The 26,400-nt window shown below is 35.2% G+C and carries 28 protein-coding genes and 2 pseudogenes; 2 read left to right on the top strand and 28 right to left on the bottom strand.

Annotated features, from left to right (window positions below):
* Window positions 1-120 precede the first annotated feature (120 nt).
* From pcp to DN408_RS28360, 16 genes are all read right to left on the bottom strand, one after another.
* A complete protein-coding gene (pcp, locus tag DN408_RS28435; RefSeq protein ID WP_002127993.1) occupies window positions 121-768 on the bottom strand; it encodes a pyroglutamyl-peptidase I in 648 nt (215 codons plus the stop codon).
* A gap of 16 nt (window positions 769-784) precedes the next feature.
* Complete coding sequence (locus DN408_RS28430) at window positions 785-1,747, bottom strand: DUF979 domain-containing protein (RefSeq protein ID WP_001021656.1); 963 nt, start codon at window positions 1,745-1,747, stop codon at window positions 785-787.
* A gap of 1 nt (window position 1,748) precedes the next feature.
* Window positions 1,749-2,444 carry a DUF969 domain-containing protein gene (locus tag DN408_RS28425; RefSeq protein ID WP_147740476.1) on the bottom strand — a complete coding sequence of 232 codons (696 nt, stop codon included), beginning with the start codon at window positions 2,442-2,444 and terminating at the stop codon, window positions 1,749-1,751.
* Between the two features lie 34 nt (window positions 2,445-2,478).
* Window positions 2,479-3,252 carry a 5-oxoprolinase subunit PxpA gene (gene pxpA, locus DN408_RS28420; protein ID WP_078178936.1) on the bottom strand — a complete coding sequence of 258 codons (774 nt, stop codon included), beginning with the start codon at window positions 3,250-3,252 and terminating at the stop codon, window positions 2,479-2,481.
* A gap of 18 nt (window positions 3,253-3,270) precedes the next feature.
* Window positions 3,271-4,260 (bottom strand): 5-oxoprolinase subunit C family protein, encoded by a 990-nt coding sequence (locus DN408_RS28415; protein ID WP_016120458.1) that lies wholly within the window; start codon window positions 4,258-4,260, stop codon window positions 3,271-3,273.
* Window positions 4,251-4,964 carry a 5-oxoprolinase subunit PxpB gene (gene pxpB / locus DN408_RS28410; protein ID WP_002168087.1) on the bottom strand — a complete coding sequence of 238 codons (714 nt, stop codon included), beginning with the start codon at window positions 4,962-4,964 and terminating at the stop codon, window positions 4,251-4,253. Before pxpB ends, DN408_RS28415 begins: the two co-directional genes overlap by 10 nt.
* A gap of 14 nt (window positions 4,965-4,978) precedes the next feature.
* Complete coding sequence (locus DN408_RS28405) at window positions 4,979-5,731, bottom strand: IclR family transcriptional regulator (RefSeq protein WP_002137090.1); 753 nt, start codon at window positions 5,729-5,731, stop codon at window positions 4,979-4,981.
* A gap of 157 nt (window positions 5,732-5,888) precedes the next feature.
* Window positions 5,889-6,440 carry a signal peptidase I gene (gene lepB, locus DN408_RS28400; protein ID WP_002013664.1) on the bottom strand — a complete coding sequence of 184 codons (552 nt, stop codon included), beginning with the start codon at window positions 6,438-6,440 and terminating at the stop codon, window positions 5,889-5,891.
* Between the two features lie 23 nt (window positions 6,441-6,463).
* On the bottom strand, window positions 6,464-7,141 hold the full coding sequence (locus tag DN408_RS28395; protein ID WP_078178935.1) for a copper homeostasis protein CutC: 678 nt from the start codon (window positions 7,139-7,141) through the stop codon (window positions 6,464-6,466).
* 159 nt (window positions 7,142-7,300) lie between these two features.
* Window positions 7,301-7,480 (bottom strand): hypothetical protein, encoded by a 180-nt coding sequence (locus DN408_RS31670; RefSeq protein ID WP_033730751.1) that lies wholly within the window; start codon window positions 7,478-7,480, stop codon window positions 7,301-7,303.
* A gap of 483 nt (window positions 7,481-7,963) precedes the next feature.
* Window positions 7,964-9,112 (bottom strand): acyl-CoA dehydrogenase family protein, encoded by a 1,149-nt coding sequence (locus DN408_RS28385; RefSeq protein ID WP_078178934.1) that lies wholly within the window; start codon window positions 9,110-9,112, stop codon window positions 7,964-7,966.
* Between the two features lie 154 nt (window positions 9,113-9,266).
* Window positions 9,267-9,899: a YdcF family protein gene (locus DN408_RS28380; RefSeq protein WP_002128006.1), complete on the bottom strand. Its 633-nt coding sequence runs from the start codon at window positions 9,897-9,899 to the stop codon at window positions 9,267-9,269.
* A 322-nt stretch (window positions 9,900-10,221) separates the two neighbouring features.
* A complete protein-coding gene (locus tag DN408_RS28375; protein ID WP_002185500.1) occupies window positions 10,222-10,809 on the bottom strand; it encodes a GNAT family N-acetyltransferase in 588 nt (195 codons plus the stop codon).
* Window positions 10,810-10,970: 161 nt separating this feature from the next.
* A complete protein-coding gene (locus DN408_RS28370; protein WP_002013657.1) occupies window positions 10,971-11,351 on the bottom strand; it encodes a VOC family protein in 381 nt (126 codons plus the stop codon).
* A 90-nt stretch (window positions 11,352-11,441) separates the two neighbouring features.
* On the bottom strand, window positions 11,442-11,957 hold the full coding sequence (locus DN408_RS28365; RefSeq protein ID WP_002013656.1) for an SRPBCC domain-containing protein: 516 nt from the start codon (window positions 11,955-11,957) through the stop codon (window positions 11,442-11,444).
* A 29-nt stretch (window positions 11,958-11,986) separates the two neighbouring features.
* Entirely contained in the window at window positions 11,987-12,331 is a 345-nt protein-coding gene (locus DN408_RS28360) for an ArsR/SmtB family transcription factor (RefSeq protein WP_000014568.1), read from the bottom strand.
* 458 nt (window positions 12,332-12,789) lie between these two features.
* On the opposite strand from DN408_RS28360, the gene DN408_RS28355 reads away from it, so the two are divergent.
* On the top strand, window positions 12,790-13,182 hold the full coding sequence (locus DN408_RS28355; RefSeq protein ID WP_002128009.1) for an MFS transporter: 393 nt from the start codon (window positions 12,790-12,792) through the stop codon (window positions 13,180-13,182).
* A gap of 67 nt (window positions 13,183-13,249) precedes the next feature.
* On the opposite strand, the gene DN408_RS28350 is transcribed toward DN408_RS28355, so the two are convergent.
* The 12 genes and pseudogenes from DN408_RS28350 to DN408_RS28290 all read right to left on the bottom strand — a co-directional run bounded on the left by DN408_RS28350 (window position 13,250) and on the right by DN408_RS28290 (window position 25,567).
* The gene (locus DN408_RS28350) at window positions 13,250-14,578 is read right to left on the bottom strand and encodes a YjiH family protein (protein WP_002128010.1); all 1,329 of its coding nucleotides are present in this window, start codon (window positions 14,576-14,578) and stop codon (window positions 13,250-13,252) included.
* Window positions 14,579-14,702: 124 nt separating this feature from the next.
* Window positions 14,703-15,581 carry an aminoglycoside phosphotransferase family protein gene (locus tag DN408_RS28345; RefSeq protein WP_003190061.1) on the bottom strand — a complete coding sequence of 293 codons (879 nt, stop codon included), beginning with the start codon at window positions 15,579-15,581 and terminating at the stop codon, window positions 14,703-14,705.
* Window positions 15,582-16,097 carry a GNAT family N-acetyltransferase gene (locus tag DN408_RS28340; protein ID WP_003190059.1) on the bottom strand — a complete coding sequence of 172 codons (516 nt, stop codon included), beginning with the start codon at window positions 16,095-16,097 and terminating at the stop codon, window positions 15,582-15,584.
* Between the two features lie 23 nt (window positions 16,098-16,120).
* Window positions 16,121-16,585: a DUF2691 family protein gene (locus tag DN408_RS28335; protein ID WP_003190057.1), complete on the bottom strand. Its 465-nt coding sequence runs from the start codon at window positions 16,583-16,585 to the stop codon at window positions 16,121-16,123.
* 226 nt (window positions 16,586-16,811) lie between these two features.
* A complete protein-coding gene (locus tag DN408_RS28330) occupies window positions 16,812-17,246 on the bottom strand; it encodes a ferritin-like domain-containing protein (RefSeq protein WP_002013647.1) in 435 nt (144 codons plus the stop codon).
* 221 nt (window positions 17,247-17,467) lie between these two features.
* Window positions 17,468-18,835, bottom strand: coding sequence for an FtsX-like permease family protein (locus DN408_RS28325; RefSeq protein WP_078206970.1), 1,368 nt, complete (start codon window positions 18,833-18,835; stop codon window positions 17,468-17,470).
* Window positions 18,836-19,020: 185 nt separating this feature from the next.
* Window positions 19,021-20,205 carry an ABC transporter permease gene (locus DN408_RS28320; protein ID WP_033730761.1) on the bottom strand — a complete coding sequence of 395 codons (1,185 nt, stop codon included), beginning with the start codon at window positions 20,203-20,205 and terminating at the stop codon, window positions 19,021-19,023.
* 2 nt (window positions 20,206-20,207) lie between these two features.
* The gene (locus tag DN408_RS28315; protein WP_078178908.1) at window positions 20,208-20,882 is read right to left on the bottom strand and encodes an ABC transporter ATP-binding protein; all 675 of its coding nucleotides are present in this window, start codon (window positions 20,880-20,882) and stop codon (window positions 20,208-20,210) included.
* Window positions 20,879-21,972 (bottom strand): annotated as a pseudogene (locus tag DN408_RS28310) (efflux RND transporter periplasmic adaptor subunit). Before DN408_RS28310 ends, DN408_RS28315 begins: the two are co-directional and overlap by 4 nt.
* 202 nt (window positions 21,973-22,174) lie before the next feature.
* Window positions 22,175-23,269, bottom strand: a complete 1,095-nt coding sequence (locus DN408_RS28300) for a HAMP domain-containing sensor histidine kinase (RefSeq protein WP_147740475.1) — start codon at window positions 23,267-23,269, stop codon at window positions 22,175-22,177.
* Window positions 23,262-23,961: pseudogene (locus DN408_RS28295) on the bottom strand (response regulator transcription factor). The gene DN408_RS28300 and the pseudogene DN408_RS28295 overlap by 8 nt, the downstream one beginning before the upstream one ends.
* A gap of 424 nt (window positions 23,962-24,385) precedes the next feature.
* Complete coding sequence (locus tag DN408_RS28290; protein WP_016127223.1) at window positions 24,386-25,567, bottom strand: YhgE/Pip domain-containing protein; 1,182 nt, start codon at window positions 25,565-25,567, stop codon at window positions 24,386-24,388.
* A 170-nt stretch (window positions 25,568-25,737) separates the two neighbouring features.
* On the opposite strand from DN408_RS28290, the gene DN408_RS28285 reads away from it, so the two are divergent.
* Window positions 25,738-26,355: a TetR/AcrR family transcriptional regulator gene (locus DN408_RS28285; protein ID WP_002084688.1), complete on the top strand. Its 618-nt coding sequence runs from the start codon at window positions 25,738-25,740 to the stop codon at window positions 26,353-26,355.
* The last annotated feature ends 45 nt before the right edge of the window (window positions 26,356-26,400 follow it).

Below are 26,400 nucleotides of genomic sequence, written 5' to 3'. Positions count from 1 at the left end.
ATTTGTTAGAATACTCCCATTGCAACCTTTCCCTTTATATTCTATACTGCATCTTCAATTACAAAATACAAACACACAAAGAGGGCTGCATCAGCCCTCTTTAATTAACATGCTTTTTACTTAATGCGTCGCACCGCCGCACGCTACAATATCTACTTCCACTTCCGTCGCTACCTCAATTGCCAACTCTATCCCTTTACGAATCGTAGAAAGTGACATACTCGGTTGCCCTGGATAATTGCTCGCTTGCTCTGGCAAGAACGGAATATGAACAAATCCGCCTTTTATTTTCTTATCATGTTTCTCTAGTTCGTGCATGAGACCATAGAATAAATGATTACAAACGAATGTACCTGCGGTTTGTGAAACAGATGACGGTATACCTTCTTCGCGAAGTTTTTTCACGATTGCTTTCATCGGAAGTGTAGACCAATACGCAATAGGTCCTTCTTCTACAACCGGCATATCCACCGGCTTGTTCCCTTCATTATCAGCAATTCTTGCATCATCAACATTAATTGCTATTCGCTCTATCGTAACATCTGGTCTGCCCCCAGCTTGTCCAATACATATAATAATGTCAGGCGACAACTCTTCTATATACGCTTTTAATACTTGTATCGATTTATGAAATACCGTTGGAACTTGTTTACTTATAATCTTGTATTCTCCAATTGTTTTTTCATGTAAACTTTTTGCGACTTCCCAAGCTGGGTTGATGCTTTCTCCGCCAAACGGATCAAATCCTGTTACTAATACTGTTTTCATAGTTTCACTCTCCTAATTAGAAACGATATACAAGGCCGTACATTATAAACATATTTATAATGAAAATGGACAGAGCAATTGGTACTTGCGCCTTAATGACAGCATTCTTATCTTTCAATTCTAAGAGCATTGCCGGAACGATGTTAAAGTTTGCCGCCATTGGAGTAATCAGTGTTCCGCAATATCCAGCAAACATACCGAGTGCTGCCATAATTGCTGGGTTCCCGCCGTGCATTTGAACAATTAAAGGCAAGCCAATTCCGCCAGTAATAACCGCAAACGCAGCGAAAGCATTTCCCATTACAACTGTGAATAGCATCATTCCTAAACAGTACGCCATAACAGCAACGAATGGATACTCTGTTGGTAACACTTGTCCGACTAAATCAGAAACGACCTGGCCAACGCCAGATTTTGCGAAAATACCGCCAAGCGCTGCTAACATTTGTGGTAAAATAACAGCCCAGCCGACAGCCTGTAGTAATCTGCTTCCTTCTTGAACAGGCGTTGTTATTTTCGCTTTTGTAATACGCATCGCTGCAACGAATGCGAGTAATGCACCTAACGCTAATGCAACTAACGTTACTTTATCAGGATCAACAAGAGAGACATTTCCCCATTTGATTTTCCCTAATGTCAGTGTACCGATAATTGTAAAAATAGGTATTAACAGTGCAGGCATAAAAATTTTATTCTTTAATTTCTCAGCATGTTTCACACGTTCTTGCACTGGTACTTCTTTCTCCTCGGATTTTGTTACTTTATTTAATGAAGCTAACACGACCATAGCGAGTACGATACAGCCAACGTAAAACGAAGGTATTACATTTCCAAATAAAAATGTAACTGCAAACAATGCCCAAAATAAGCTAGAACCGAATCGGTTTGGATGCTCACGATCAAATGCAATACGAACAGCGATAAATGCAACAATTATACCTAATACATAATAAATTGTATCCATTGTTATGATGTTCATCTTATATAGCCTCCTTCTCTTGTTTTTCTTCTGCCTTCATTGTTTTCTCTATATACTTATCAAACCTTCTAAACCTAATCCAGCTCACAATAAGGGCAGATATCGCAGTTGGAATACCCCAAAGCGCCATATCCCATACACCGACATGCATACCTACTGAATCGAAGAATCCTTTCATTAATAAAATGGCACCAGTTGCGATAAAAATATCTTCTCCGAAAAACCAAGCTGTGTTTTCCGTAGCTGCTGCGTTTGCTTTAATCTTTTCTCTCAATTTTTCAGGAAGTTTACCATATTTACCTTGCGCAGCTCCTTCTGCCATTGGCACAACAAGTGGTCTTACCGTTTGCGCATGACCACCAATATTCAGTCCAAGTGCTGCTGATGATTCTCTTATCGTAAAATATGACATTAATACTCTTCCAGTTGTTGCTCCTTTTGATTTCGTTATAAGTGCTTCTGCTCTTTCTTTTAAACCATAACGCTCTAAAATTCCGATTACCGGTAAAGTTAATATGATTGGCATAGACATATATCTGTTTTCTATGAAAAATTTACCGAACATGCTAATCACATCATAAAAACTTAAGCCTGAAACCATACCAGTAACAATACCCGCAACCATAACTACTAACAGTGTATTTAGCCTAAATAAAAACCCAACCGCAACAAGTAAAATCCCAATTAATTTCACCAATTTTAACACTTCCTCTCATTTTTAATCCCGCTAATTAAAGTTTCACTTTATTTGGTGCGCATATAGAAATACCATTAAGTTCGAATGTTCTGTATATTTTTTCCGCAAATTGGACTGCTTTCTCTCCGTCCCCGTGTAAACATATCGTTTGCGCTTGAACTGCTACTTTATCCCCATTAACCGATTCTACATACCCTTCCTTTACCATTTGAAGTACTTGTTTTATCGCTTCATCTTCATTTTTTATAAGAGCATTTTCTTCTGTACGGCTCGTTAAAGTTCCATCCTGCTTATACGTGCGATCAGCAAAAGCTTCTTGTACGAGAGTTATATTATATTTTTCTGTTGCCTTTATAAATGCCTCACTATTCGCTAATCCGTAAAGTAATAATCCAGGATTAATATGATAAATTGCCTTTGCGATTGCATCCGCAATTTCCGAATCAGTTGCCGCCATATTATATAAGGCACCGTGCGGTTTTACATGTTGCATTTTCCCTCCAGCAGCTTTAACAAATCCGTCTAATGCGCCAATTTGATATAAAACATAATCGTATACTTCACTTGCTGAAACATGCATGTTCCTTCTCCCAAATCCAATTAAATCAGGAAATCCAGGATGTGCCCCTATTGCTACGTTATGCTGCAGAGCTTTTTCAACCGTTTGCCGCATAACGGCCGGATCACCAGCATGAAAACCACAAGCAACGTTTATAGAGGAAACGAACGGAAGAATTTCATCATCATTCCCCATTTTATAAGCTCCAAAACTTTCTCCTAAATCACAGTTTAAATCGATTGTAGTCACGATGTTTTCCTCCTAATCTCAGCTTCGTAAAGCGATGAATTTCTTTAATAGACTCATACTTGTTTCCTGCTTTATATATAATTGTGCAGCGTCTTCCATAGTTATTTTTTCAAAAGTTACATAGTCTCCTGGTTTCAGCTGCGCTAGAAGAGGTAAATCTACTGAAATTACATTTCCAATTCTCGGATAACCACCTGTCGTTTGTCTATCCGCCATTAATATAATAGGCTGTCCACCATTTGGTACTTGAATTGTTCCGAATGTAACTGGGCTCGATAAAATTTCTATCTCTTCAACTCTATTTAAAACATCTCCGTCAAGCCTATATCCCATGCGATCAGCATAATTGGACACTTTATACTCTTTTGAAAAAAACGACTTTATACTTTCTTCTGTAAATTGATCATATTCAAAGTCTGTTATGACGCGAAGAATAGGATGCTTCTTATATTTTGGTAAAGCATTGTTACAAATTGCCCACTTCGTTTTTATACGCTTTTCTTCTTGTAAATTTTGAATGAAACGACTTGCAACTTCTGCCCCTGTACCAATTTGAAAATAATCTCCTTTTTTCAGCATTCTCCCTTCAATACCGCCAAGAGCAGCACGTATGTAAGTACTTTTACTTCCCATCGTACGATTAATATTTATACCGCCCGCAAAAGTCACATATGCTCTGCAACCGCTTTTCGCTTTTCCGAGGCAAAGCATGCTTCCTTCTTCAGCTAATATAGGGTGCCATAATGGAATGCGTTCTCCATTTAATAACGGTTCCATATCCGCACCGCCAATCGCGAGCAATGTCGTTTTCTTTATTAACAATTTAGGTCCCATTATTGTAATTTCGAGTCCAGCCTCATTCTCCTCATTACCTACTAACATATTAATCATCCTGAGCGCATTTTTATCCATAGCCCCGCCAACAGGTACACCGTATTGTTGATAATGAAATCGTCCTAAATCTTGGACTGTTGTAAACATTCCTGCATGCAAAATCTCTACATCCATTCTTTAGCCCCCTCAAGCGATACGTACTCTCCTTTTGTTATTGGTATAAATCGTAAATACATACCACTTTGAATATATGTTGGTGTTTCTTCTTTTGGATTAAATAGAGAAATAGGTGTTCGGCCGATAATATTCCAGCCTCCTGGTGTTTCAAGCGGATAAATACCCGTTTGATTTCCGCCAATCCCTACTGAACCAGGAGCGATTTGTAACCGTGGTGTTTCTTTTCTAGGTGTTTCTAGTTCTTTTGATAATCCCCCTAAATAAGGGAATCCAGGTGTAAAACCTAACATGTACACGAAATATGTTGTTTCACTATGTATTCGAATAACATCCTCTACTTGTAATCCTTGATAATGCGCAACTTCTTCTAAATCAGGTCCATATTCTCCCCCGTAACACACTGGTATAGAAATATGTTTCACATCTCGGTTCACTTCTTCTTTATAAGAATCAGACAGCTCCCGTATATACTGGCAAACGTAATCATATGTTCTTATATTTCTATCATTTTCCTTCCATACTTCGTACAAATTGTAGTACACCGCTAATGAAGTAAACGACGGAACGCATTCAACCATTCCTGCAAATGGATGCCGCCTCAGCGCTTGAAATAACCGTTGCACTTTTTCGTATATATCCATCCCAATTTCTTCACCAAATGTAACAATAATTGCTTGATCCCCTAACGCAGAAAATTTCATCCCACTCCCTCTTTCTATGCCAAAAAGCCGAGTTCTTTCGAAATGCGGTATGCTGTTTCTTTCACTTTCGCAGTAAAATATGAAATGTTACTTTCGCTATACTCAATTGCTAATCCCGAAATACTAATGCCGGCTACAACCGTTCCATCACTTGCAAAAATTGGTGCTGCTATAGCTGCTGTATGATTTTCTAATTCAGAATAACTAATTGTATATCCAGCTTGTTTTGCCATATGTAATACTTCTAACAAATGCTCCTTATTCACAATCGTTCCATCTGCAAACTGCTTTAAATCCGTTTCCTCTATGTACTTTCTTTTCTCTTCCTCAGAAAAATACGATAGTAAAATTCTCGGACATGCACCCGCATACAGTGGAGCCCTTCTTCCAACCGCCGTATAAACACGTACTGGCTGAGCTCCTTCCATCTTCTCAACATAAATCGCGTCATTACCATCTTGAATAATTAAATTTACTGCTTGCCCTAAACTATCTCTAAGCTCTTTCATATAAGGAATCGCAATATTTCTTACGGATAACCTTTGTGAAACAAGTTGACCAAATCGTAAAAAAACGACTCCGAGACGATACTTGCCCTTTTCTGTTTTTTGTAAAAAGTCCATTTCTTCTAACGAGCCAATTAAACGATAAACAGATGTTTTCGGCATATTCGTAAGCTGAACCATCTCTGTCAAACTTAGCTCCTCATGCTCATAAAACAACTCTAAAATATCCATTGTCTTAACTGCCGTTTTATTTATACTCATTCTATCTCCTTCTCGTTCCGAATTTCGGAACTTCAATTCCGTTTTTCGAAACAAATATATAATTTAAAATTATAAAATATTCTTTCAATTCTATCAATATTTTTTTTACAAACAAAAAAAGTATTGAAGAATATTTCTCCCATACTTTCGCTTTACTTTATAACGCTCTCACTTGTTTCAACGGCCAGAAAACAGCTTGTCCTTTTCCGACAATTTCATCTTCTGAAATAAATCCAAACATACGACCGTCTTTAGAAACTTCACGATTATCTCCTAAAACAAACACTTGGCCTTCTGGCACTTTCGTTTTCCCTGTGATTTGTTCTAACGTAAAATCAGGAGTTAATACACGACCAGACGCCTTTTCTTTAAATTCTTTTAAATACGGTTCTTCCATCGCTTTTCCGTTTACATATAAAACATCATCTTTATACTCAACTGTATCACCCGGTAAACCAATTACTCGTTTTACTAAATCGTATCCTTCTTTTCCGTGGAAGACGATAACGTCAAAACGGTCTAATCCACTTATACTATAACCAATCTTATTCACGAGAACTCGTTCGTTATTTTCTAAAGTGGGCATCATCGATTCCCCTTGTACTAATGAAGGTGTAAATAAAACACCGCGAATAATAGCGATTAATACAAGGGTAAATCCTATCGTTTTAGCCCATGAGAATAATTCTTTCTTCGTATTTTCCTTCATCGTTTCTCCTCTTTCTTAAGTGTTTATTTTATTATTTGAACTAATTCTTGTACTAAATTAGGATCAATTTCAGAAAAACATGATTTCCCTTCTCTTACCGCTGTACCGACATGAGCTTGAGAAATTCCAGTTTCATCTAGCAATTGCTTTACATTCTCTTTCGTTACTCCACTTCCGACAACAAGCTGTATATTCCCTTCACTTCCCTTCTGCATCTCTCGAAGCACCGGAATATTATCTACTACATTTCCTTGTCCGCCTGAAGTTAACACGTGAGTAACTTTATTGAATTTCTTCAAAACTTTCATCGCTTCTACTGGATTTTCTGTATCATCTATCGCACGGTGATACGTTACATTTATTCCATCTACAACAGATAATAAATCTACTAATTTCTCTTCATCAACTTCATTTTGTTCATTTAACACACCTAATACAACACCAGCAGCTCCAAGATTTTGAGCAACTACAATATCTGCTTTCATCATTTCAATTTCTTCTTCCGTATATGTAAAAGACTTCGCATGCGGACGAATCATAACATGAACTGGTATTTGCACTGCTTCTACTGCTTTTTTTATAAAAGCATAGCTCGGTGTTAAACCACCTTCTGTATATGATGAAATGAGTTCAATTCGATTTCCACCAGCCTTTTCAATTCGCTTCACATCTTCTAAACAAGTTGCAATAACCTCTAGCATGAGATAACCTCTTTTCGTACTTTTTTCTTATTATACAGTAGGTGAAATAAGAAACATAGCATTCCACTATAAAACTATAAAAAGAAGAATGAAAAGAAAGATTTATTGAATTGATAATAAATATCATATATGTTATGTTTTTCTTAAAATTATACATTCTTATATTCTTATAAAAGGATAGAAATATATACTTCTTACAAAAAAACGGTTCGTTATCTCTAGTTCATTTATTGTAATTGCATCACTTTGCGCGATTACTTTATTAACAAAACCAAATACAAAACTAGCCTCCTCACCTTCAAGTATAGAAACAGAAACGATTACCCTTTCATCAATCAATAAAGAAGAAACTCAAACCTTTCGTTCATCTTCATTTAATAACTCAACTGTATTCAGAGGCGATACTGGTACAGGCTTTGACTTTAGCGGCCAAGGTGACTTACATATTACGATTAAAAATACTGGTACAAACAGTTTTACCTATTCAATTAAATTCAAAGAAGATCGTTTAGTAAAACACACGTTACAGCCAAATGAAAGTAAATCCTTTCCTTTACGTTCACTCATCGCCAATCCTTTACCAGGTGAGTATTCATTATTTGCACATAATCAAGACGGTTCTGAAAGTAGTATGAATCTTGAAGTGCAGCCACAATAGAACAAAATAAAAAAGCTATCCTCTTATCAAAAGGATAGCCTTTTTATTTTGTAAAACGAGAATTCCCTCTTCTTTGAACAATGACATAATACATGGAATTATATCAACGATTCACCGACAACGAAAAGCCTGTTCCTGAACGGAACAGACTTTATATTTCTTCATTACGACCGAAACGCCGCATCCGCCAGCATAGACAGTGTTACATCATCCATCGGCGGATTGTGTAGTCCTGCTCTGACGTTTAAATAATAGTGATGAAGCGGATTTTTTTCTGATAAACTTTTCGCTCCTACGATGCGCATTGCTTTATCTACAATAGATATCGCCGCATTTGTTACCGCGTATTTCACTGCCGCAAGTTCTGCTTGCAATGATAATTTATCTTCTGCCTCATCGTATTTTTTCGCAATTTGATATAAAAAGACACGAGCTTGCATAAGCTCAAGTTCTAATTCTCCAACTAACCTTCTAACATTCGGTAATAAACTTATAGAATGATTTAAACTGTTTGGCTTGTATGATACCGCAAACTGAACTGCATAATTTCTTGCTGATTGTGCAATTCCTAAATAACATGCTGGTATATGTAGCAACCAGCCAATACCCTTAGCTTTAACTTTTGAACCCTTTATATCAGTGAAAAAGCGATCTGGTATCTCTACATTTTGTAAAACGAGATCATGGCTCGCAGTTCCTCGCATTGCGATGCTATCCCACGTTTCTTCAATTGTCACGCCTTGCGTATTCTTTGGAATGACAAACTCTCCGATACCTTCCTGGCCTTCAATACTTGCTGAAATGATAAAATAATCAAGTACCGGTGCCATTGTCGTAAACGTTTTTCTTCCATTTATAATCCACTTCTCACCTTTTTTGACAGCTAACGTCTCTGGTTTCCCGCCGCGCGTAGGACTACCTGTATTCGGCTCTGTCGCTGCTCGATTAAAAAGCGCACCATTACGCACTTCTTCACAAAACCAAGTGAACATTTCCTCATTCCAAGAACGATTTTCAGCTAATTCCTTTACAATGCCAAGGTGCCATCCAATCGATAATGCGGTAGCACCGCAGCCTTCTGCTATTTTCTCTTGAAATAAAACGAAGTCATATAAAGAAATCGCATTGCCTCCCAATTCTTTTGGCAACGTTAATTTCGTATATCCGATATCTTTCAAATTATTAATATTTTCATACGGAAATGATCCTAATTCACTTAGTTGATGCTCCCTTTCCATGAACTTCGGAATCAATTTATTTATTTTCTCAATAACTAAAGATTGTTCTTCTGTTTCAACAAATGAGAGTGCCATACATAATCTCCTTTATGTTCGATTCATAAACCGTTCATTTTGTCATTATGATTATATGAAGTTACTTCTCTATTGTTTCACTATTCCGATAAAAATACAATGCTTTTGAACAATAAGAAAAGTTCCTATAAAAAGGATAGGTTCTTTTCTTATATTAATCCCCTTTCAATGCCTTTAATGGCAAAGAGGTTACATATCCAATATACGAGCATAATTCTTTAAAAAAGAAAGGGATTTCTGTATCTAACGTTTTATACGCTGACGTTGGAGTTGGTGATGCATACGCTTCAATTTTAATATGTTTTGCAATTTTCATTGCACGTTTCATATGAAGTGGATCACTCACAATCGTATATGTGCGTATTCCGTTCTCTATTCCAACTTGCTTTGCATTCTTTAAATTGTCCTCTGTGAAAAGGGATTTTGTTTCAATTAGAATATCCTCTTCTTTCACACCATGTTTCAGTGCATACACTCTAGCAGTACGCGCTTCCTCAAGCTCTGCCTCAAACTTTGTACCACCTGTGAAAATAATCTTTTTAATATTACCGTTCTTATATAAGGAAATTGCATGATTAATTCTTTCTTTAAATACAGGAGATGGTTTTCCGTTCCATGAAGCTGCTCCCAGCACGATACCAGCATCTGTCTTCACACCATCATCTGTTTTAAAGCGATAACTCCAAATATCGTAAGCTGCATAACTTACATATAAAATAATAGAACAAATCATAAGCAAGAATACTTGCAAGATTTTTCTTTTCTTACTTTTCTTATTTTCTTTCATTTATAACTGCCTCCGTACATCATCCATACTTCTATATAAAAACGTATATATCAAATCATTTTGTTTGAATTTGTTTAAAAGAAGGAATTTTTCTTATCATATATATGCATTAAAGGGTTTTCATTTAAAATTGAGGATTATCAATTCATTTTTCGTTTGCGGTTTTCATTACATTTGTGTAATTTATAAGTTTATTACCATACAACTACATTGTAACGAATTTTTTATCATAATGGAATGATGAAACAAAAGAAGTAACTGTTTTGTAAGAAAAAAGGTATATTTTTCATCTTGACGATCAATACACCTTTAATAATATGAATTATCGTTTTTCTTTATATGACTCTAATTTTTCTAATAACCTTTCCTTTACAGCTGGCCATTCATTTGCAATAACACTATATACAACTGCATCTCTAACATGCCCACTCGGTAATTTTCTTTCGTTTCTAAGTACACCCTCTTTTACTGCGCCGAGTCTTTCAATTGCTCTTTGTGCTTTTTCATTTCGTGCATCCGTCTTAATTTGTACCCTCCGCATATGCAACTTTTCAAAAGCATATTGTAATAACATATACTTACATTCTGTATTCATACTCGTACGTTGCACACTTGGGTCATACCACGTTTTCCCTAATTCCACCGTCTTATCTTCAACTGAAATGTTATATAAGCGTGTACTTCCTACTATTTCATTTGTCTTTTGATCAACAACAACAAATGGCAAATCCTTCCCTGCCCCATAAGCTTTTATCGCCTTTTGAACATATTGCTGCATATCTTGAACAGTATCCATTTTAGAGATTAAATACGCCCAAATATCTCGATTTCCTTCCACGATTGAAAACATTTTTTCGACATCATTGCTATCCATTAACCGTAACTTTGCTCTTTCGTGAATAATTTCCATTTGTAAGCCCCCTTTGTTGTAACTATATCACACTCCGTCACCGTTATATCTTTATATAAGAACATAAAATTATTTTTATATTAAGTAATAAAAATATATATTTAAAATAAAAAGTGCGATGCCTTTTATTCAAGCATCGCACTCATAAATTGAATTGAAATTTACTTCTTTTCCATTACTGCAAAATAATTATTTTCGCTATCTGCAAAATTAAATATTCTACCTGAAGGCATATTTACAATTTCTCCGACTGTAACGTTTTTGTTTACTAAATCACTATATAAACGATCGAATTCTTTTGAGAAGAACATTAAAGAAGGTGTGCCAAGATTTAACTCCGGCTGCATTTTAGCAATTAGCTCCTTATTATGGAGAATAATACTTGTTTCAGCTTCTTTAGTTGGAGCAATTTCAATCCATCGCATTCCTTGACCGTTATCTTCCTCTGAAATGACACTAAACCCTACTTTCTCTGTCCAAAACTCCTTCACTTCATCTTGGTTATTCACATACAACATGATTTGACCAACATTATTAATCATTTATTTTAACGCTCCTTTATAAACAATTTTTATTAAACTCCATACACTTATACCTAATTATCACCGAAAATAAAGTTGCGGTGCAAAAATCTATTTCAGCGACTCCAATCGCTCATTCAAACGATCCCAAGTTTCGGTGATACCTTGTAGCATGCCCATGTCCATAACGGTCTTAAGGGCTTCTTCGGAAACATATTCAGCACGGTTTATTAGCTTTGTCTTTCCACCTAAATCGATGAATTCCAATGTCATCTCGGTTGACGGCATAGAATCATTTACATTGCCTTCAGCATCTGAAAAGTAATCAGTGTAGACGATTTTTTCTGGCTCAATAATCTCTTTATAGACTGCTTTTCCCCATGATTCCATACCAAAAAATTGCTCCAAGTTCTGATTGACACACTTCATACAGTAGTGCCAAACGCCTCCCGGACGGAAGTCGACAGTGCATGCTGGAATTTCCCAACCTCTTGGTCCCCACCAATGTTTCAAATGCTCTGGTTCTTTAAACATACTGAATACAAGATCACGCGGCGCATCGAAAACGCGCTCCAGTACTAATACCCGATCGTTCTCTACTCTTGATACCATTGTATTGTTTGACATGTTAATTCCTCCTTAAATATGAACTGATTTTATGACTTTTCCTTGTTTTGCAATTCCTTCAAATACTCATCTAAATTATCGAATCTCTCTTCCATCACACGCTTAAATGACTGCACCCAACAATCAAGTGCTTGGAAAGGCTCAGGTCGGAGTTTGTAAATCCGGCGATTAGCTTCAGCCTGCACTTCCACAATCCCTGTATCGCTTAACACTTTTAGGTGTTTCGAAGTTTGTGGTTGCCTTAATCCCAAATGTTCGGCGATTTCCCCAACGGTTAAGGGACCGTCACGCAAGAGTTCAACGATATTCATACGATTCGGTTCAGATAAAGCGCTCAACGTCGTCATATTCACGCCCGGAATTTTCCCCGACATATCACTCACCTCGTTAAGTGATGGTCTCCGGTTATAACACATCAATATCATCACTAATATTTTTTTCCTGTTGAATCGATTATAACCAAATAGGAATATTCCCGTCAAGGAATATTCGGAAACTAAAGTAATACCAAATCGTTACTTAATAATAAAAATGGATTAAAAACATTTCACAAGCCTATGTTTTACGATAAAGTGATGCTTTAGTCAGTGGGTTTTGGAACGATTTCCGCGAAGGCTTTGTTTTTATCTGGTCCAAGAAAGCTTTAACACTTTTAATACTATTTAACGCTACAGTATTTTTTTTCATATTTTTATTTGATAGTTTAGTTGTTTTATTGGCAAAAGAAATGGACATACGTGATAGTTTGTTTGGAATCTTTATAAGTATCGTTGGGTTAGACGCTTTAGTCAGAGCTATAACCATTGGAAAATAGGGAAATACAGTAAACAAAATGAATATCTTAAACGGTTCAGCTATATTACTTGGAGGAATGTTGATCCTTACTGGACTTGGAGGGTTCGGCTTTTTATCGAGTAATTTATTTTTATCGTTAATCATTTGGTTTTTTATTGGTATATTTATCGCTTCTATCTCTGTATGCTATAGTTACTTACTTCAAACCCCTGCAAGATTAATGGGAAGAGTAACTAGTACCGCAAATACAATGGTGCACGGCGCTATGGTGATTTCACCTACATTAGGTTCACTTTTAGCCCTATGGATAAAAGTAAGCGGAGTTTTTCTACTCGCAGGAGTATTAATCACACGTATTGGTATGATTATATACTTAGCTCATACGTTATTTATGAAAAAATCATCTAGAGTTACTTTAGAACATAATTAACGTTATGCCATTTTCTGATTTTAATAATCAGAAAATGGCATAACTTCAGAAACTTAACTCTACATGTTTAAAGCAACAAATAAGCAATCGGCGTAATAATAAGCAACGTTAAAATCGTTCTTTGCACATATAAAATAATAAGTTCAGATACTTTTAACGGAATATCTGTCGATAATATGCAAGGGATTGATGCGGAGAAAAACAAAATGGATGAAACGGACACAACCGCAATAACAAACTTTGTAACAAGCGGTGCACTTACAACTAAAAGAGAAGGTAAAAACATTTCTGCAATACCAACTGATACTGCTTTAGCAGCTAGGTCTGCTTCTGGTAATTGTAATAGCCACGTAAATGGATAGAAAATGTAACTTACCCAATCAAATATTGGCGTAAACTTTGCTAAGACGATACCAATTAATCCTACTGACATAATTGATGGTAAAATCCCCATCGTCATTATAAATCCGTCTTTTAAATTCACTGCGATATTTTTCATAATACTTGGCGCAGACTTCGATACTTCTAATGCATCTTCCCAAGCTCGCTCTAACATTTTCTCTTTATAAACGGGCTCTGGGAACCCTTCTTTCGTAATATATGTATCTGGTTTTCTACTAAGAGGCGGGATTCTTACGGTGATAGCGGTCACGATGAATGTTACAACAAGAGTAGTCCAAAAGTAAACATTCCATAAATGCATAATATCTAATGTTTTTGCGATGATGATCATAAATGTTGCGGATACTGTTGAAAAACCTGTTGCGATAATTGCTGCTTCTTTCGTCGTATACTTTCCTTCTTTGTAAACACGGTTCGTAATTAATAAGGCTAACGAATAGCTTCCTACAAAGGAAGCAACCGCATCAATTGCTGATCGCCCAGGTGTTTTCCATAACGGTCTCATAATTGGACGACAAAACGTGCCGATAAACTCAAGCAATCCGTACCCGACTAATAACGCTAAAAATGCTGAGCCAATTGGAACGAGTAAACTTACTGATATAACTAACTTCTCATACAAAAACGGTCCAACATCTGGCGCAAAGAACCATGCTGGTCCTACTTTCAAACAATATAATACGCCGAAAACAACACCTACTACTTTTAAAATAGAAAAACAAATGTCTACAATAGATGCATTCCATTTCTTCGTATAAAACGGATAAATCGCACCCATTGCCATAACAAGTAGTGCGTAATAAGGTACTACGCTCGGAACCGAAGTCCTAATCCATGATACGATATGATCAATCATAATAGACGAAGCACCGTTTATCGTAACAGGAACAAAAAACATAAACACACCAACTAGACTAGCAAGTATAAAGCGAAGTATAATCCCCTTCTCTCGCCCTGTCTTAATTACATTACTTTTTAACTCAATTTCATTCAAAATTAGACACCTCCTATCATCTAAATATTCTGTATATTAACGTCAGATTCCTTCTTTTAATTCGAATATTTAATCATGTAAAAAAGCCTATTTTGAAATATACAATCAAAATAAGCTTTTTCTATTACCTCTTATAATCATCCACAATTACTTGAATTACACGATAAGATTCTTCTGCCACTATCTTATTACTAGTCTTATTCGCATCATATGTAATTAACGCCTTCCAAAGCGCCCATCCTCTCGCTCTATTCCACGTTTCTTCATCCATGCGTAATACTTCTTTAAATACGTTTCTACTATTCTTATCAAAAAACGTCCATGCCATCGCTGCATCACAAGCCGGATCTCCTACTCCTAAAATACCAAAATCAATTACGGCACAAAGTTTTCCATCCTTAACGAGTAAGTTTCCTGGTGCAACATCTCCATGAATCCAAACTGGTTTGTGGTCCCATGTTGAACGAAGTGCTACATTCCAAAGATGCTTTAATAATGTCTCATCAAAAACATCCTTATTATTTTCAATAGCCACTCTCGCTTCTTCATCGTATACAGATATAAGCCCGCCTCGGTAAAAATTATGTTCTCCAGCTATTGGCCCGTTACTCGCATCAATTGATTGTAACTCTATTAAAAACGAGCCTAAGTCCGCCGCAAATTCATTTAAGTCACGAACATTTTCTTTCGTAACGGTCTCCCCCTCGATCCACTTATTAATAGACCAAGGCCATAGATATTCTTCAGATGGACTCCCTTTCACAATTGGTGCAGAAATTGGTAAAGAAAGTTCCTTACTTAATATTGGAAGCCACTTATTTTCTTTCTCTACTTGCGGTGCATATGCTGCATCACTTGGTAATCTGACACTCATCTCGTCCCCTAGGTGAAACGTTCTATTATCATGACCGCTAAGCTTTACAGGTTTCACTTCTAAATGGGCCCATTCGGGAAACTGTTGTTGTATTAACTGTTCAACTAAACTTACGTTAATTTGATTCATTCACTCTCCTCTTTTCTTTTGAAACTTACTAAGTCCATCCGTACTACCGATATATTCAAAACCGCATCGCTTATAAAAACCATTCAACGTTTGGTTATGCCCAACACAATCTAACTTCAAATACTCTTTATCACTTTGCACATTCTCTTCTATCCAATGCAAAATCCATTCTCCTATTCCATGCCTCTTATACTTCCGTTTCACCGCAAATCTATGAATATATAACGAATTAGGAATTTCCTCTTTACCAAAAATATATTTATCCCAATCATTTTGTTTAGGTGATACGGTAACCGTACCGACAATCTCATCTTCTTTCACAATAACGTACGTATATTTCTCTCTTATACCTTCTAATATTTCAGCGGTAGCTTCTCCTCCTAAAAGATACTGCCACTGATCCACTTCTTTATGTTGTAACCATTGTGCTACTTCTTTTAATAGAGTGATAATGCTATTACTTTCTTCTTCTGCAGCAATTCGAATTGTATATTCTTTACTTATATTTCTCTCCATATTGCCATTCCCCCTTCAAATTACTACCATACTGACATACGAGTCCTTCCATCATTCTCGTCTGTAACATATTCAACATAAAACCCTTGATCAATTGCGTTTTCATACATCATTTCAATCTCTTCTTGGTTTTTCGCATAAACCTGTATGTAATCACCATCCGCTACTAATACGACTACTTTACACTTACTCTCTTTAAATTCTTCATATGTTTCAATATCTACTACTTCCTCTCCTTTTGGATACGCTTTTAAATCTGCAAAAATGAGATAATATATGTTGTCTTTTATTAATTTTTTCAATTCTAATCCACTCATTACCTTGTTATCTTCTGAAAATAATTCTGTTCCTAATCCATCAGGCAATATGAAATAAGATTCCTCGTTTTCCACTCGCCAATCAAATGAAGTAATATCAATTGGCTTTAACACTTTCCAAAGTAAATTATCATTTTCATTTGGAATATCTACAAAAATTCCTCTTTTCATTTGTTTGCTCCTAGCTTATTTATTTTCGTTCCATACATTATATACCAAATTCAACTACTATATTTTGTCGATACCTATGTAACTTGTATTTCACCGCGAAAAAACCGTCCCACTACTTATGAAACGGTTTCTTTCTACTTACATTTAAGTTTTTCATTAAATTATTGCACTGCGTTTTAAAATAATTTCTAATATGTTCAGCACATCAGCCATTCATTTTGAACACTCACTTCGACTTCACAAAATAATATAAAAACCACACCGCATGATTTTGTTCATCTGCAGCTATTCTGCGCAATAACTCTTTCATAGATGCATCTGCTGCTTCATCTGAAATTTCCAAGTAAAAATCTACGGTCTTTTGCTCATCTTGTATAGCGAACTCTAATCCCTGTAAGTACGTATTAGGGCAATTTTCCGTAATCTGTGGTTTCGGCTGTCTGCCAGTTAAATTCGTATAGATTTGTACAAAATGATGAAAATGCCTTATTTCATCATTACGGATTTCAAGAATTTGTTTTTGTTCTACTTGATTTGGAGCCATGTTAGCTAATTTTGCATAGCAGCTTATAGCGCTATACTCTCCGTTTATAGCTTTTTCAATATCACTAATTAGCTTATCATTCTGTCTATACCAATTATCATAATTCGAATTATACATCGTATCCCCTCCATTATTTCGCATAACATTTTATGCATTTTGAAATAGTAGGAGCATGTATACAAAAAAGAACCGCAAATCCAAACTCTTCGATTACCTTTAAAATATTGAAGAACCTATCTATCACTGCTTTATTTTCTTATAGAGTAATAATGAGTTCACAAAAAAAACGGTTCACTATTAGTGAACCGTTTTTTATCTATTACACGTATCATTCCATTTTATTTATACACAATTTTAAAATACGAATAAATAGTTAACACATAATATCCAACATAAATTATACAATATGCACCACTACTAATTAAAATAGGAATAATGATGTTATATATAGGCATGTTGTTTATTATTGGTATCGCAAATAAGCTATGAACAAGTCCGACTATTAGAGGTGAAATAAAACTAAAGCTAACTTGCTTCGAAATTGACTTTCTTACCTCTTTTTTCGTAACACCTATTTTACGAAGAGTTTCATAATATCTCTGATTAGCATACGCTTCAGATAATTGTTTATAATATATAATTGAACCTGTCGCCAATACAAATATAACCCCTAAAAAACTTCCAATAAATAACGCAACTCCATACAGTTGCATAAAATCTCCATTTGTTTCAGATTGCCCTACATAATACCCTGCTGCGACTGTACTAATTGCAGTTAAAGCTGTAGCGCTTAATATAGCAATTATTGCAAGTAACTTAGCGTTTCCTTTTACTCGGTATAGTAATTGCGAAATGTTTATTATATTTATACCGCTATAAAATATTTCTCTTTTACTTCTAATTTTCTTTAAAACAATAACTGTATAAGAAGTGAATAGAAAATATGTCCCAAAAACAACTAAAAACAAAATAAAAACTGGAATCATTATAGGATTTATAATAGGGTTCATAGGATCAATGGGATTCCGCACAATATTTACTACTTCACGGAAGAAGCCTGCTAGTATATATCCTAATCCCATTAAAATAAGACCTATATACGCCCTAGGTACAGAACCTTTTGGCATCCGTTCTCCTTGATGATTAGCTTGAAACATTTCAATCAATGGAAATTTATAAATAATGCGAGAGTTTTTCCATGCTGTATATAATAAAATAGATAAAAAGACGATGAACGTGTCTATTATCGCTTTTATAGATAACTCGAAATGAATAGGTACATTTAATTTCATTAAACTCATTAGCAGTTCTAAAAATAACTTAAAACTCATACTGCCAATCAGTATGCCAACTACTAAAGCAACGCCTCCCATTATCATAGTCTCACAAAATAACATCGTACCAATTTGTTTTTTAGTTATTCCTAGTAAAGAATATAATCCTACCTCTTTTTTTCGTTTCCTTATAAAAAAATTAGTAGAATAAATAATAAATATAGCTATAAAAATAATGAGAATCACTTTTGAAGATTGAAGAACACTATTAATCATCACATTATTAACCATTTCTTTTTTTATTTGAGTACTATATCGAAGTGATGCAAATATAAAATAGATAAGCATACTTGAAGCTAACGATACAAAATAGAGTATATACTCTTTAAAATTACGCCGTATGTTACGTTGAACTATATTAAATAAATTCATTTATCTTAACCTCCAGGAAATGATTGATGCAAAATATTACAAAGGGCAATGCTAGATAAGGTCACCAGCCATCCCTCCAGAAATGGAAGACATTACATCAATGATTTGTTGAAAAAAAGAGTGAATACTCGCAGGAGTATTTACTCTTTTTTGAAAACACCTTACTAAAAAATTACCCTTTTCACTTATTCATACCGCAGACACTCAATCGGATCCAATTTAGCCGCTTTATTAGCCGGCAGTATGCCAAAGACAATACCAATTGACATCGATATTCCAACTGAGAGTAATCCAAGACTTACAGAAATAACTAGTGGCCATTCACCTATTGACGAAGCGATCCAAGCAAAAAACATACCTAATCCAAAACCAACCGTCCCGCCTAATGACGTTAAAATACATGCTTCGATGAGAAATTGTGTTAATATTTTTCCTCTCGTTGCACCGAGCGCTTTTCGAATACCTATTTCACGTGTACGCTCTGTAACGGATACAAGCATGATATTCATCACACCAATACCACCTACGATTAAGGAAATTCCAGCAATACTAGCAAATACTATTTTCATCGTTCGTGTTGACTCTTCTATTTTTTGACCATATGCTTTCGTATCCTCGACTGTAAAAGAATGCTCAAATTCTGGGGATTTCAATTCATCCAATACAGATATAGCTTGTTTTTCTACAGCCTCTCGCTCACTTGGAGAAGTTAACTTAATTTTCACTGTATCGTATTCCTCAATCCCTGCAATTAAAGGTGCATTGTCGATAGATGTATATCCTTCATACAATTTAAATTGACGTTGAAAACCGTCTTCATATTTGTACACCCCAACAACCTTATATGGTTTTCCTTTTATATCTATATACAAATCATCTTTCCAATTATCAAATAGTGTTTTAAATAAATCTTCAGCTACAATTACAACAGGAATTGGCTTTTTTAGTTCATCCGGTGTTAACTCTCGCCCATGTACCATTTTCATTTTAGAGTCCTGCATAAAGTTTCCTGTTCCCCCATTTAAACTAAAGGAAACATTTTTTGATCCCGTATATACTTTTACGTCCATATGCACATTGGGATACACATCTTTTACACCTCGTATCACTTGCAATTGCTTTACCATATGTGGTGTAATTTTTGCTTTTTCTGTCGGAGAATCCGGGTTGAAGTATTCTATTTTAAGTTCATCCATATGCTGATTCTCTGCAAGTTCCTTTTGCATCTTTGCAGTCTGTCCATCTCCCATTGAAATAATTGTAATAATTGCACTGATTCCAATAATAATGCCTAGCATTGTTAATATAGATCGCATTTTATGCGCAAAAATAGAAGATATGGCCATGCGTATATTTTCATTCGTATTCAAATTTATTCTCTCCAATCTTGTACGATATTGCCGTCACGAATTACAATTTGACGTACTGCTGCTTCTCCGATTTCACGATCGTGAGTAATCATAATAATCGTTGAACCTTGTTTATTTAATTCGTAAAAGAGCTCCATAATTTGTTCACTCGTTTTCGTATCAAGTGCACCAGTTGGTTCATCGGCTAAAATAAATTTCGGATTATTTACAATCGCACGCGCTACAGCAACGCGCTGTTTTTGACCACCTGATAGCTCACTTGGAAGATGGGTAGCACGGTCAGCTAACCCAACTTTCGTTAAAGCAGCTAACGAACGCTCACGTCTTTCTTTTTTATCAACTCCTGCATAAATAAGAGGTAATTCTACATTTTGAAGTGCTGTAAGCCTTGGTAGTAACATGAAATTTTGAAATACAAAGCCGATTTCTTTATTACGAACGTGTGCAAGTTCTGTTTCAGACATGGTTGAAATATTTTGACCAGCTAGCTCATACGTATCTGCCGTTGGTTTATCTAAACAACCGATAATGTTCATTAAGGTTGACTTACCAGAACCAGATGGTCCCATAATGGAAGTGAATTCCCCCTGGTTCAGTATTATATCGATTCCATGTAATATTTGGACGGACTCTGTACCGTTTTGAAAAGATTTCATGATGCCTTTTAAATGAATCATTTTGTGTTAACCTCCATACCATCTTTTACATTTTTCATAGGTTCAGAGATAATTTGTACACCTTTTTTCACTCCAGAAACTTTTGCTTCATGATTCGTTTCAAATTCAACCGTAACCACTTGTTCTTTCACTTTTCCATCTTTTACAACGAAGACAACATCTTTGTCACCTTTTTTCACCATACTGCTTTTCGGAACGATTGTACCTGTTGCTTCACCTGTTTTGTTTGTCACGTTTACGTGGAAACCGATTTGTAATCCTTCACTATCGTTCAATGTAACAGTGAATGGATAGCTGGAAACTGTTTTATTTTCATCCATATTTTTTAATGGTGTGGATCCGATTTCTGTAACTTTTCCTGTCCACGTCTTACTAGATACAGTTTTTGATGAAACTGTTACTTCTTGCCCAATCTTCACACTCGCAAGCTCATATTCAGACAGTTGGCCTTTTACTTTAAATGGACCAGCGTGACGAAGCGTAATTCCGCTCATACCAGCATCATTATTTTTGACAATGCCATCAATTACACCATCAGCCGGGCTCGTTACAGAAAGTGTGTTCACTTTCTCTTTTGCTGATTTAATTATTTCATCAGCTTTTTCTACTTCAAACTTTTTCATTTCAAGTTGCGATTCTAATTGTTGCACTTCGATTTCTGATGCTTTTAACGCTTCCTCAGGAAGGCCAGCGTTTTTATCTTTTTTTAGTTTCTGCTTCGCTGCATCCATTTGTTTCTGATGCAATGTTACTTCTTTTTGTGCGATTTTCTTTTGCATTTCCGCTTTTGTTACACCTTGTTTAGTAATAGGGTCATTATATTTAAAAAGAAGCTGTCCTTTTTTACTTCATCACCTTTTTTAACAGCTAATTCATTCGTACCTTTTGTTGGATCGAATGAAATTGCTTCTATACCATTTGGGATAACTTCGCCACCTAATTTTTGCTCATTCTCTATTTGTTTTTCTGTCACTTCATATATTTTATAAGTTTTAACTGGTTCAGATTCTCCTGCAAATGTCATATAAGACCCGACCCCTAAACCAATTGTAATTACACCAACGATGACTAGTTTTTTTGCTTTCTTCATAATATCCTCACTTTTTCATGTGTTTTATTTTTAGAAACTGTATGTCCTCTTCTTTAATAGTTTTTGATATATAAAGCCCCGTAAATACTATGTACAATATAAAAAGCCCCACTTTTTCATTACCAGTTCCTCCTTGACCTAACCTACGTATAGGATAGAAAAAACTAGTTAAATAAAAAGCGGGGTAAACATTAAATTTTTATTAAATTCTTGAACTCTCTTTTTTTGGCAATCTTACTTCAAATATTGTTCTAATTATATTACTTTCTGCTGAAATCGTCCCATTATGCTGTTCAACAATATTTTTAGCAATAAATAACCCAAGGCCCGTACCGCCCTGCTGCCCTGTTCTTGCTTTATCACCTGTATAAAGCATGTCAAAAAGATAAGGCAAATCTTCTTCTGGAATGCTATCTCCGTAATTAATAATTTGTACGATAACCTCTCCATTATCAATATATCCATTCATATCAACAAATTGTCCATTATCTCCGTATCTAACTGCATTTGTTACAAGATTTTCAAATACTCGAGCTAACAAATTCCCGTCACCGTAAATATATAAATGAGGATTAACATTCAACCTATCTTCTAAATGATGTTTCTCCAATAATGGATACAATTCCTCATCTAACTGTATAAGCAGCTCACTTATATTAATTGTTTTTTTTTCTAACTTTAGCACGCCATAATTCATTCGCGTAATTTCAAATAACTCATCAATTAAACTTTCAAGTCGCTGCGATTTCGCAAATGCAATCATAGAAAAACGTTTAATCTGCTCCTTTGACAAATTCTCATCTTTAAGAATTAAATCTAAATAACCTAAAACTGATGTTAAAGGCGTTCTTAAATCATGTGCTAAGTTAACAATGAGCTGATCTTTACTACTTTCTGCAAAATCACCTCTCTCAACCGCCTCTTTTAATTTTTCACTCGCTATATTAATTTCACGCGCAATCTCGCCAAATTCATCATTTGAAGTAATATGAACTTTCTTTGTAAAATCACCGTTAGCAAGATGGTGAATACCATTAGAAATTTCATTAAAATATTTTAAGTATGGTTTTGTTAAAAAGAAAAAGAATACAACAGATAGTGGGATAAAACACATTAAAAAGAATTTAATATCTACGATTGGTCTAAATTGGGCTAAGTAATCTTCGTAATGTACCATCGTTCTATAATAAAGCTGTAATACTTTATAGATTATATATGTTCCGCCAGCTGCTAACACCATGCTTAGCGCAAACAAAGCAATCATTTTAAAACGAAAACTTCTCATCATGTTAGCCATTGAAAGTATAACCTACCCCCCATACCGTTTTTATTAACTTATTCTTTCTTGTATCCTCCCCAATTTTTTTTCGTAAAGTACGAATATGTACCGCAACTGTACTTCCCCCATCATAATAATCATCCGCCCACACTTGCTGAAGGATATTTTCCACACTGTACACTTTTTTCGGATGGCTCACTAATAAATATAAAATATCAAACTCTTTTGGGGGTTAATTCAATTTGTTCTCCGTATACATTTAGCTTTCGTTGCTCAAGATTAATAACCACTCCGCCTACTTCTAAAACGGATTTGTTCTCCTCTACTTTCGGTTGATTTAACGTAAGAAATCGACGTAGTTGTGCATTTACACGCGCAACTAATTCAATTGGGGCAAAAGGCTTTGTCATATAATCATCCGCACCTAGTACAAGACCTGTCACCTTATCAAAATCAGATGTTTTCGCGCTTAGAAAAATGATTGGCATATTATACTTCACACGAATTTGTCGCGTTACTTCATAACCATCCATTTTTGGCATCATAATATCTAAAATAACTAAATCAATTGGTTGCGATTGAATAATAAGAACAGCTTCTTCTCCATCAGTAGCTTTCACAACATGATAACCTTCTTTCTCTAAATGTATCCCAATTAATTCAGCAATTTCCACCTCATCATCCGCTATTAAAATTGAAATCTGCTTCATTTTGCTCTTCCCCTCATTCCTTTTTCATACGTCCAATTTTAAACTAGTCTATTTTGTTTATATCATCTTAAAAGAACATTATTATGAGATTCTTACTTTTTAGAGATAACTTCGAGTACTATATTTCTTCTGCATTTTTTTTGCATGTTTATGTTTTGTTAACTTTGCAACACCCTCTACGATTTCACATTTTATGGTAGAAAATGTAGAAAAACTAACAAAACTAAAGTATATCAGAGATAATAATTATATAGTACAACAGATTTTACAGTAGGATCCCTTCATATCAAGCCTAGCTAAGTGACAGTTAGTTTCACAAATAACTAACTTCCTTTCATTATATCAATATATTTTGTACCCTTACTTGTATTTCAACATAAAAACCGCTCCACTACTAGTGAAACGGTTTTTCCTTTACTTATTTTTATGCATTCACTTCAGTTTTTTGCTCCTTTACTACACTACGTTTGAAAGCTGTTCCAAGTATAATAACCACGCTTACTACACCAATCCAAACGAGTACAGTAAGAGGAGTATTCCAAGCTAATCCTTTTCCAAAGAAGAATATTTCTCTAAGCCCTTCAATCATAAATCGCATTGGCAACCATGCGTACACCCAATCTTGATAAAATGGTGACATCATTTCAGGCGCTAATGCTAATAGCGGTGCCCCAAAGAAAAGTAATAGAGCGAATATACCTATACCCTTTAGTCCAACTAATGAAAGCACCGCAGAAATCATTAAGAAGAAACAAAAAGAAGTAATGGATAAGAACAAAGCCGTATCCGTGAAATTCGGGATATTTAATCCTACCATTCCATCCGCAATCCATGTAAGACCAAATCCAATTACAAGTGTAGCAATTGCTCCTGTTACTATTTGTTTTAGTTTCAATACGAAGTTCTCTTTTCTTGTACCCACTTGCGTTTTACTTATCGCAATAAAGATAATTGCTGCGCTCGCTAAACTTGCAATCCATAACGGCTGGAATAAAGACATTGGCGAGTTACCGTTCGCACTATTTTTGCCGATTTCATTCACATTTGTCACTTTCTTCGTAATAGGTGTTACTACATTTGAAACTTGGTCTGCTGTTAATGTAGCTCCTTTTGCTTTCAATCCTTCTAATAGTTGTGTACGAACAGTATTGTTCATATTATCAACGATCGCATTTAACATTTGTCCTGCCATAGTTGATGCTGCTGTATTCATTCCTTGATTGATGAATATTTCTACCTCTGGCGAAGATGGCTGTGGTGTTCGTAATGATGCTTGTTTTGTGCTAAAGTCTTTCGGAATAACCAATGCTGCATAATATTCTTGATTATTTAAGCCTTTTTGAACTGCTTCTTTATTTTGCACTTCTACCCACTTTACCGCAGGTTCTTCCTCTGATTTTGATGTCTTTTTCATATTATCAACAATCGTTTGCCCCATATTCATCTTCGGTTGATTCGGAATTTCTACTCCTTGATCCTCATTTACAATTGCGATTGGTAAGTTTTTCGGCTTAGGTTGAACGGTTGGAAATAATGTTAATGAAAAAATAAAAACAACAAGTAGTGCAATAACTGGAGATAACAATAAAAGTTTGTTTTTAAACATTTTCTTTTCTCCTCCTTTAATTTGATTTATAATAACCAACAACGTGTTGTTTATTTATATTTGAATTATATGTTCGAGTTGAACCTTATACAATAATCAAAAATCGTGAATGTGTCGGTTATAAGACACATCCTTGAAATGTGTTGGCTAAAATTAAGGAGGGACATACTTTGCGCGATAGTAATTTAGATTTACGTGTTATTCGTACGAAAACTGCCATACGAAATGCATTAGTGGAATTAATTGAGGAAAAAGGTTTTGACGCCATTACAGTGAAAGATATTACTACGAAAGCAAACATAAATCGTGGTACATTTTATACACATTACCAAGATAAATTTGATTTAATGACAAAATGCCAAGAAGAAATTATGTATGAATTTTCTAGCATTGCTAAACAGAGATTACCGGAAGTTATTGCTGATCTTGGATCAAGCCCTTCCCCAACAATGCCATTTATACTTATCGCTTCTATTCTTGAATTTCTAAATGAAAATAGTGATTTTATGAAAGCTGTACTAAGCCCAAAAGGAGATTTATCTTTCCAAACGAAACTGAAAGACTTTATGTGGAAAACACTATTTGAAGATACGAATGGTCCTCTCATTAATAAGGAGAATTTACTTGTCCCAAGCCAATACTTAGCTTCTTATATGGCATCTGCTCATATAGGTGTCATTCAACAATGGTTAAATAACGGACAAAAAGAAACACCTGAGGAGATTGCTCGTATTTTATCAACAATCGCAGTTCATGGACCTTTTTATGCGGCTGGTTTAAAGAAATAAGTCCGCTATATAATAAAAGATCATCCACTATAATAGCGGATGATC

Origin of the sequence: Bacillus sp. AR13-1 (assembly GCF_008042285.1) — a bacterium.
In the GTDB taxonomy this organism is placed as follows: Bacteria; Bacillota; Bacilli; order Bacillales; family Bacillaceae_G; genus Bacillus_A; species Bacillus_A mycoides.
The sequence above is the reverse complement of the archived record's forward strand: the minus strand, read 5'-3'. Positions and strand labels throughout refer to the sequence as shown.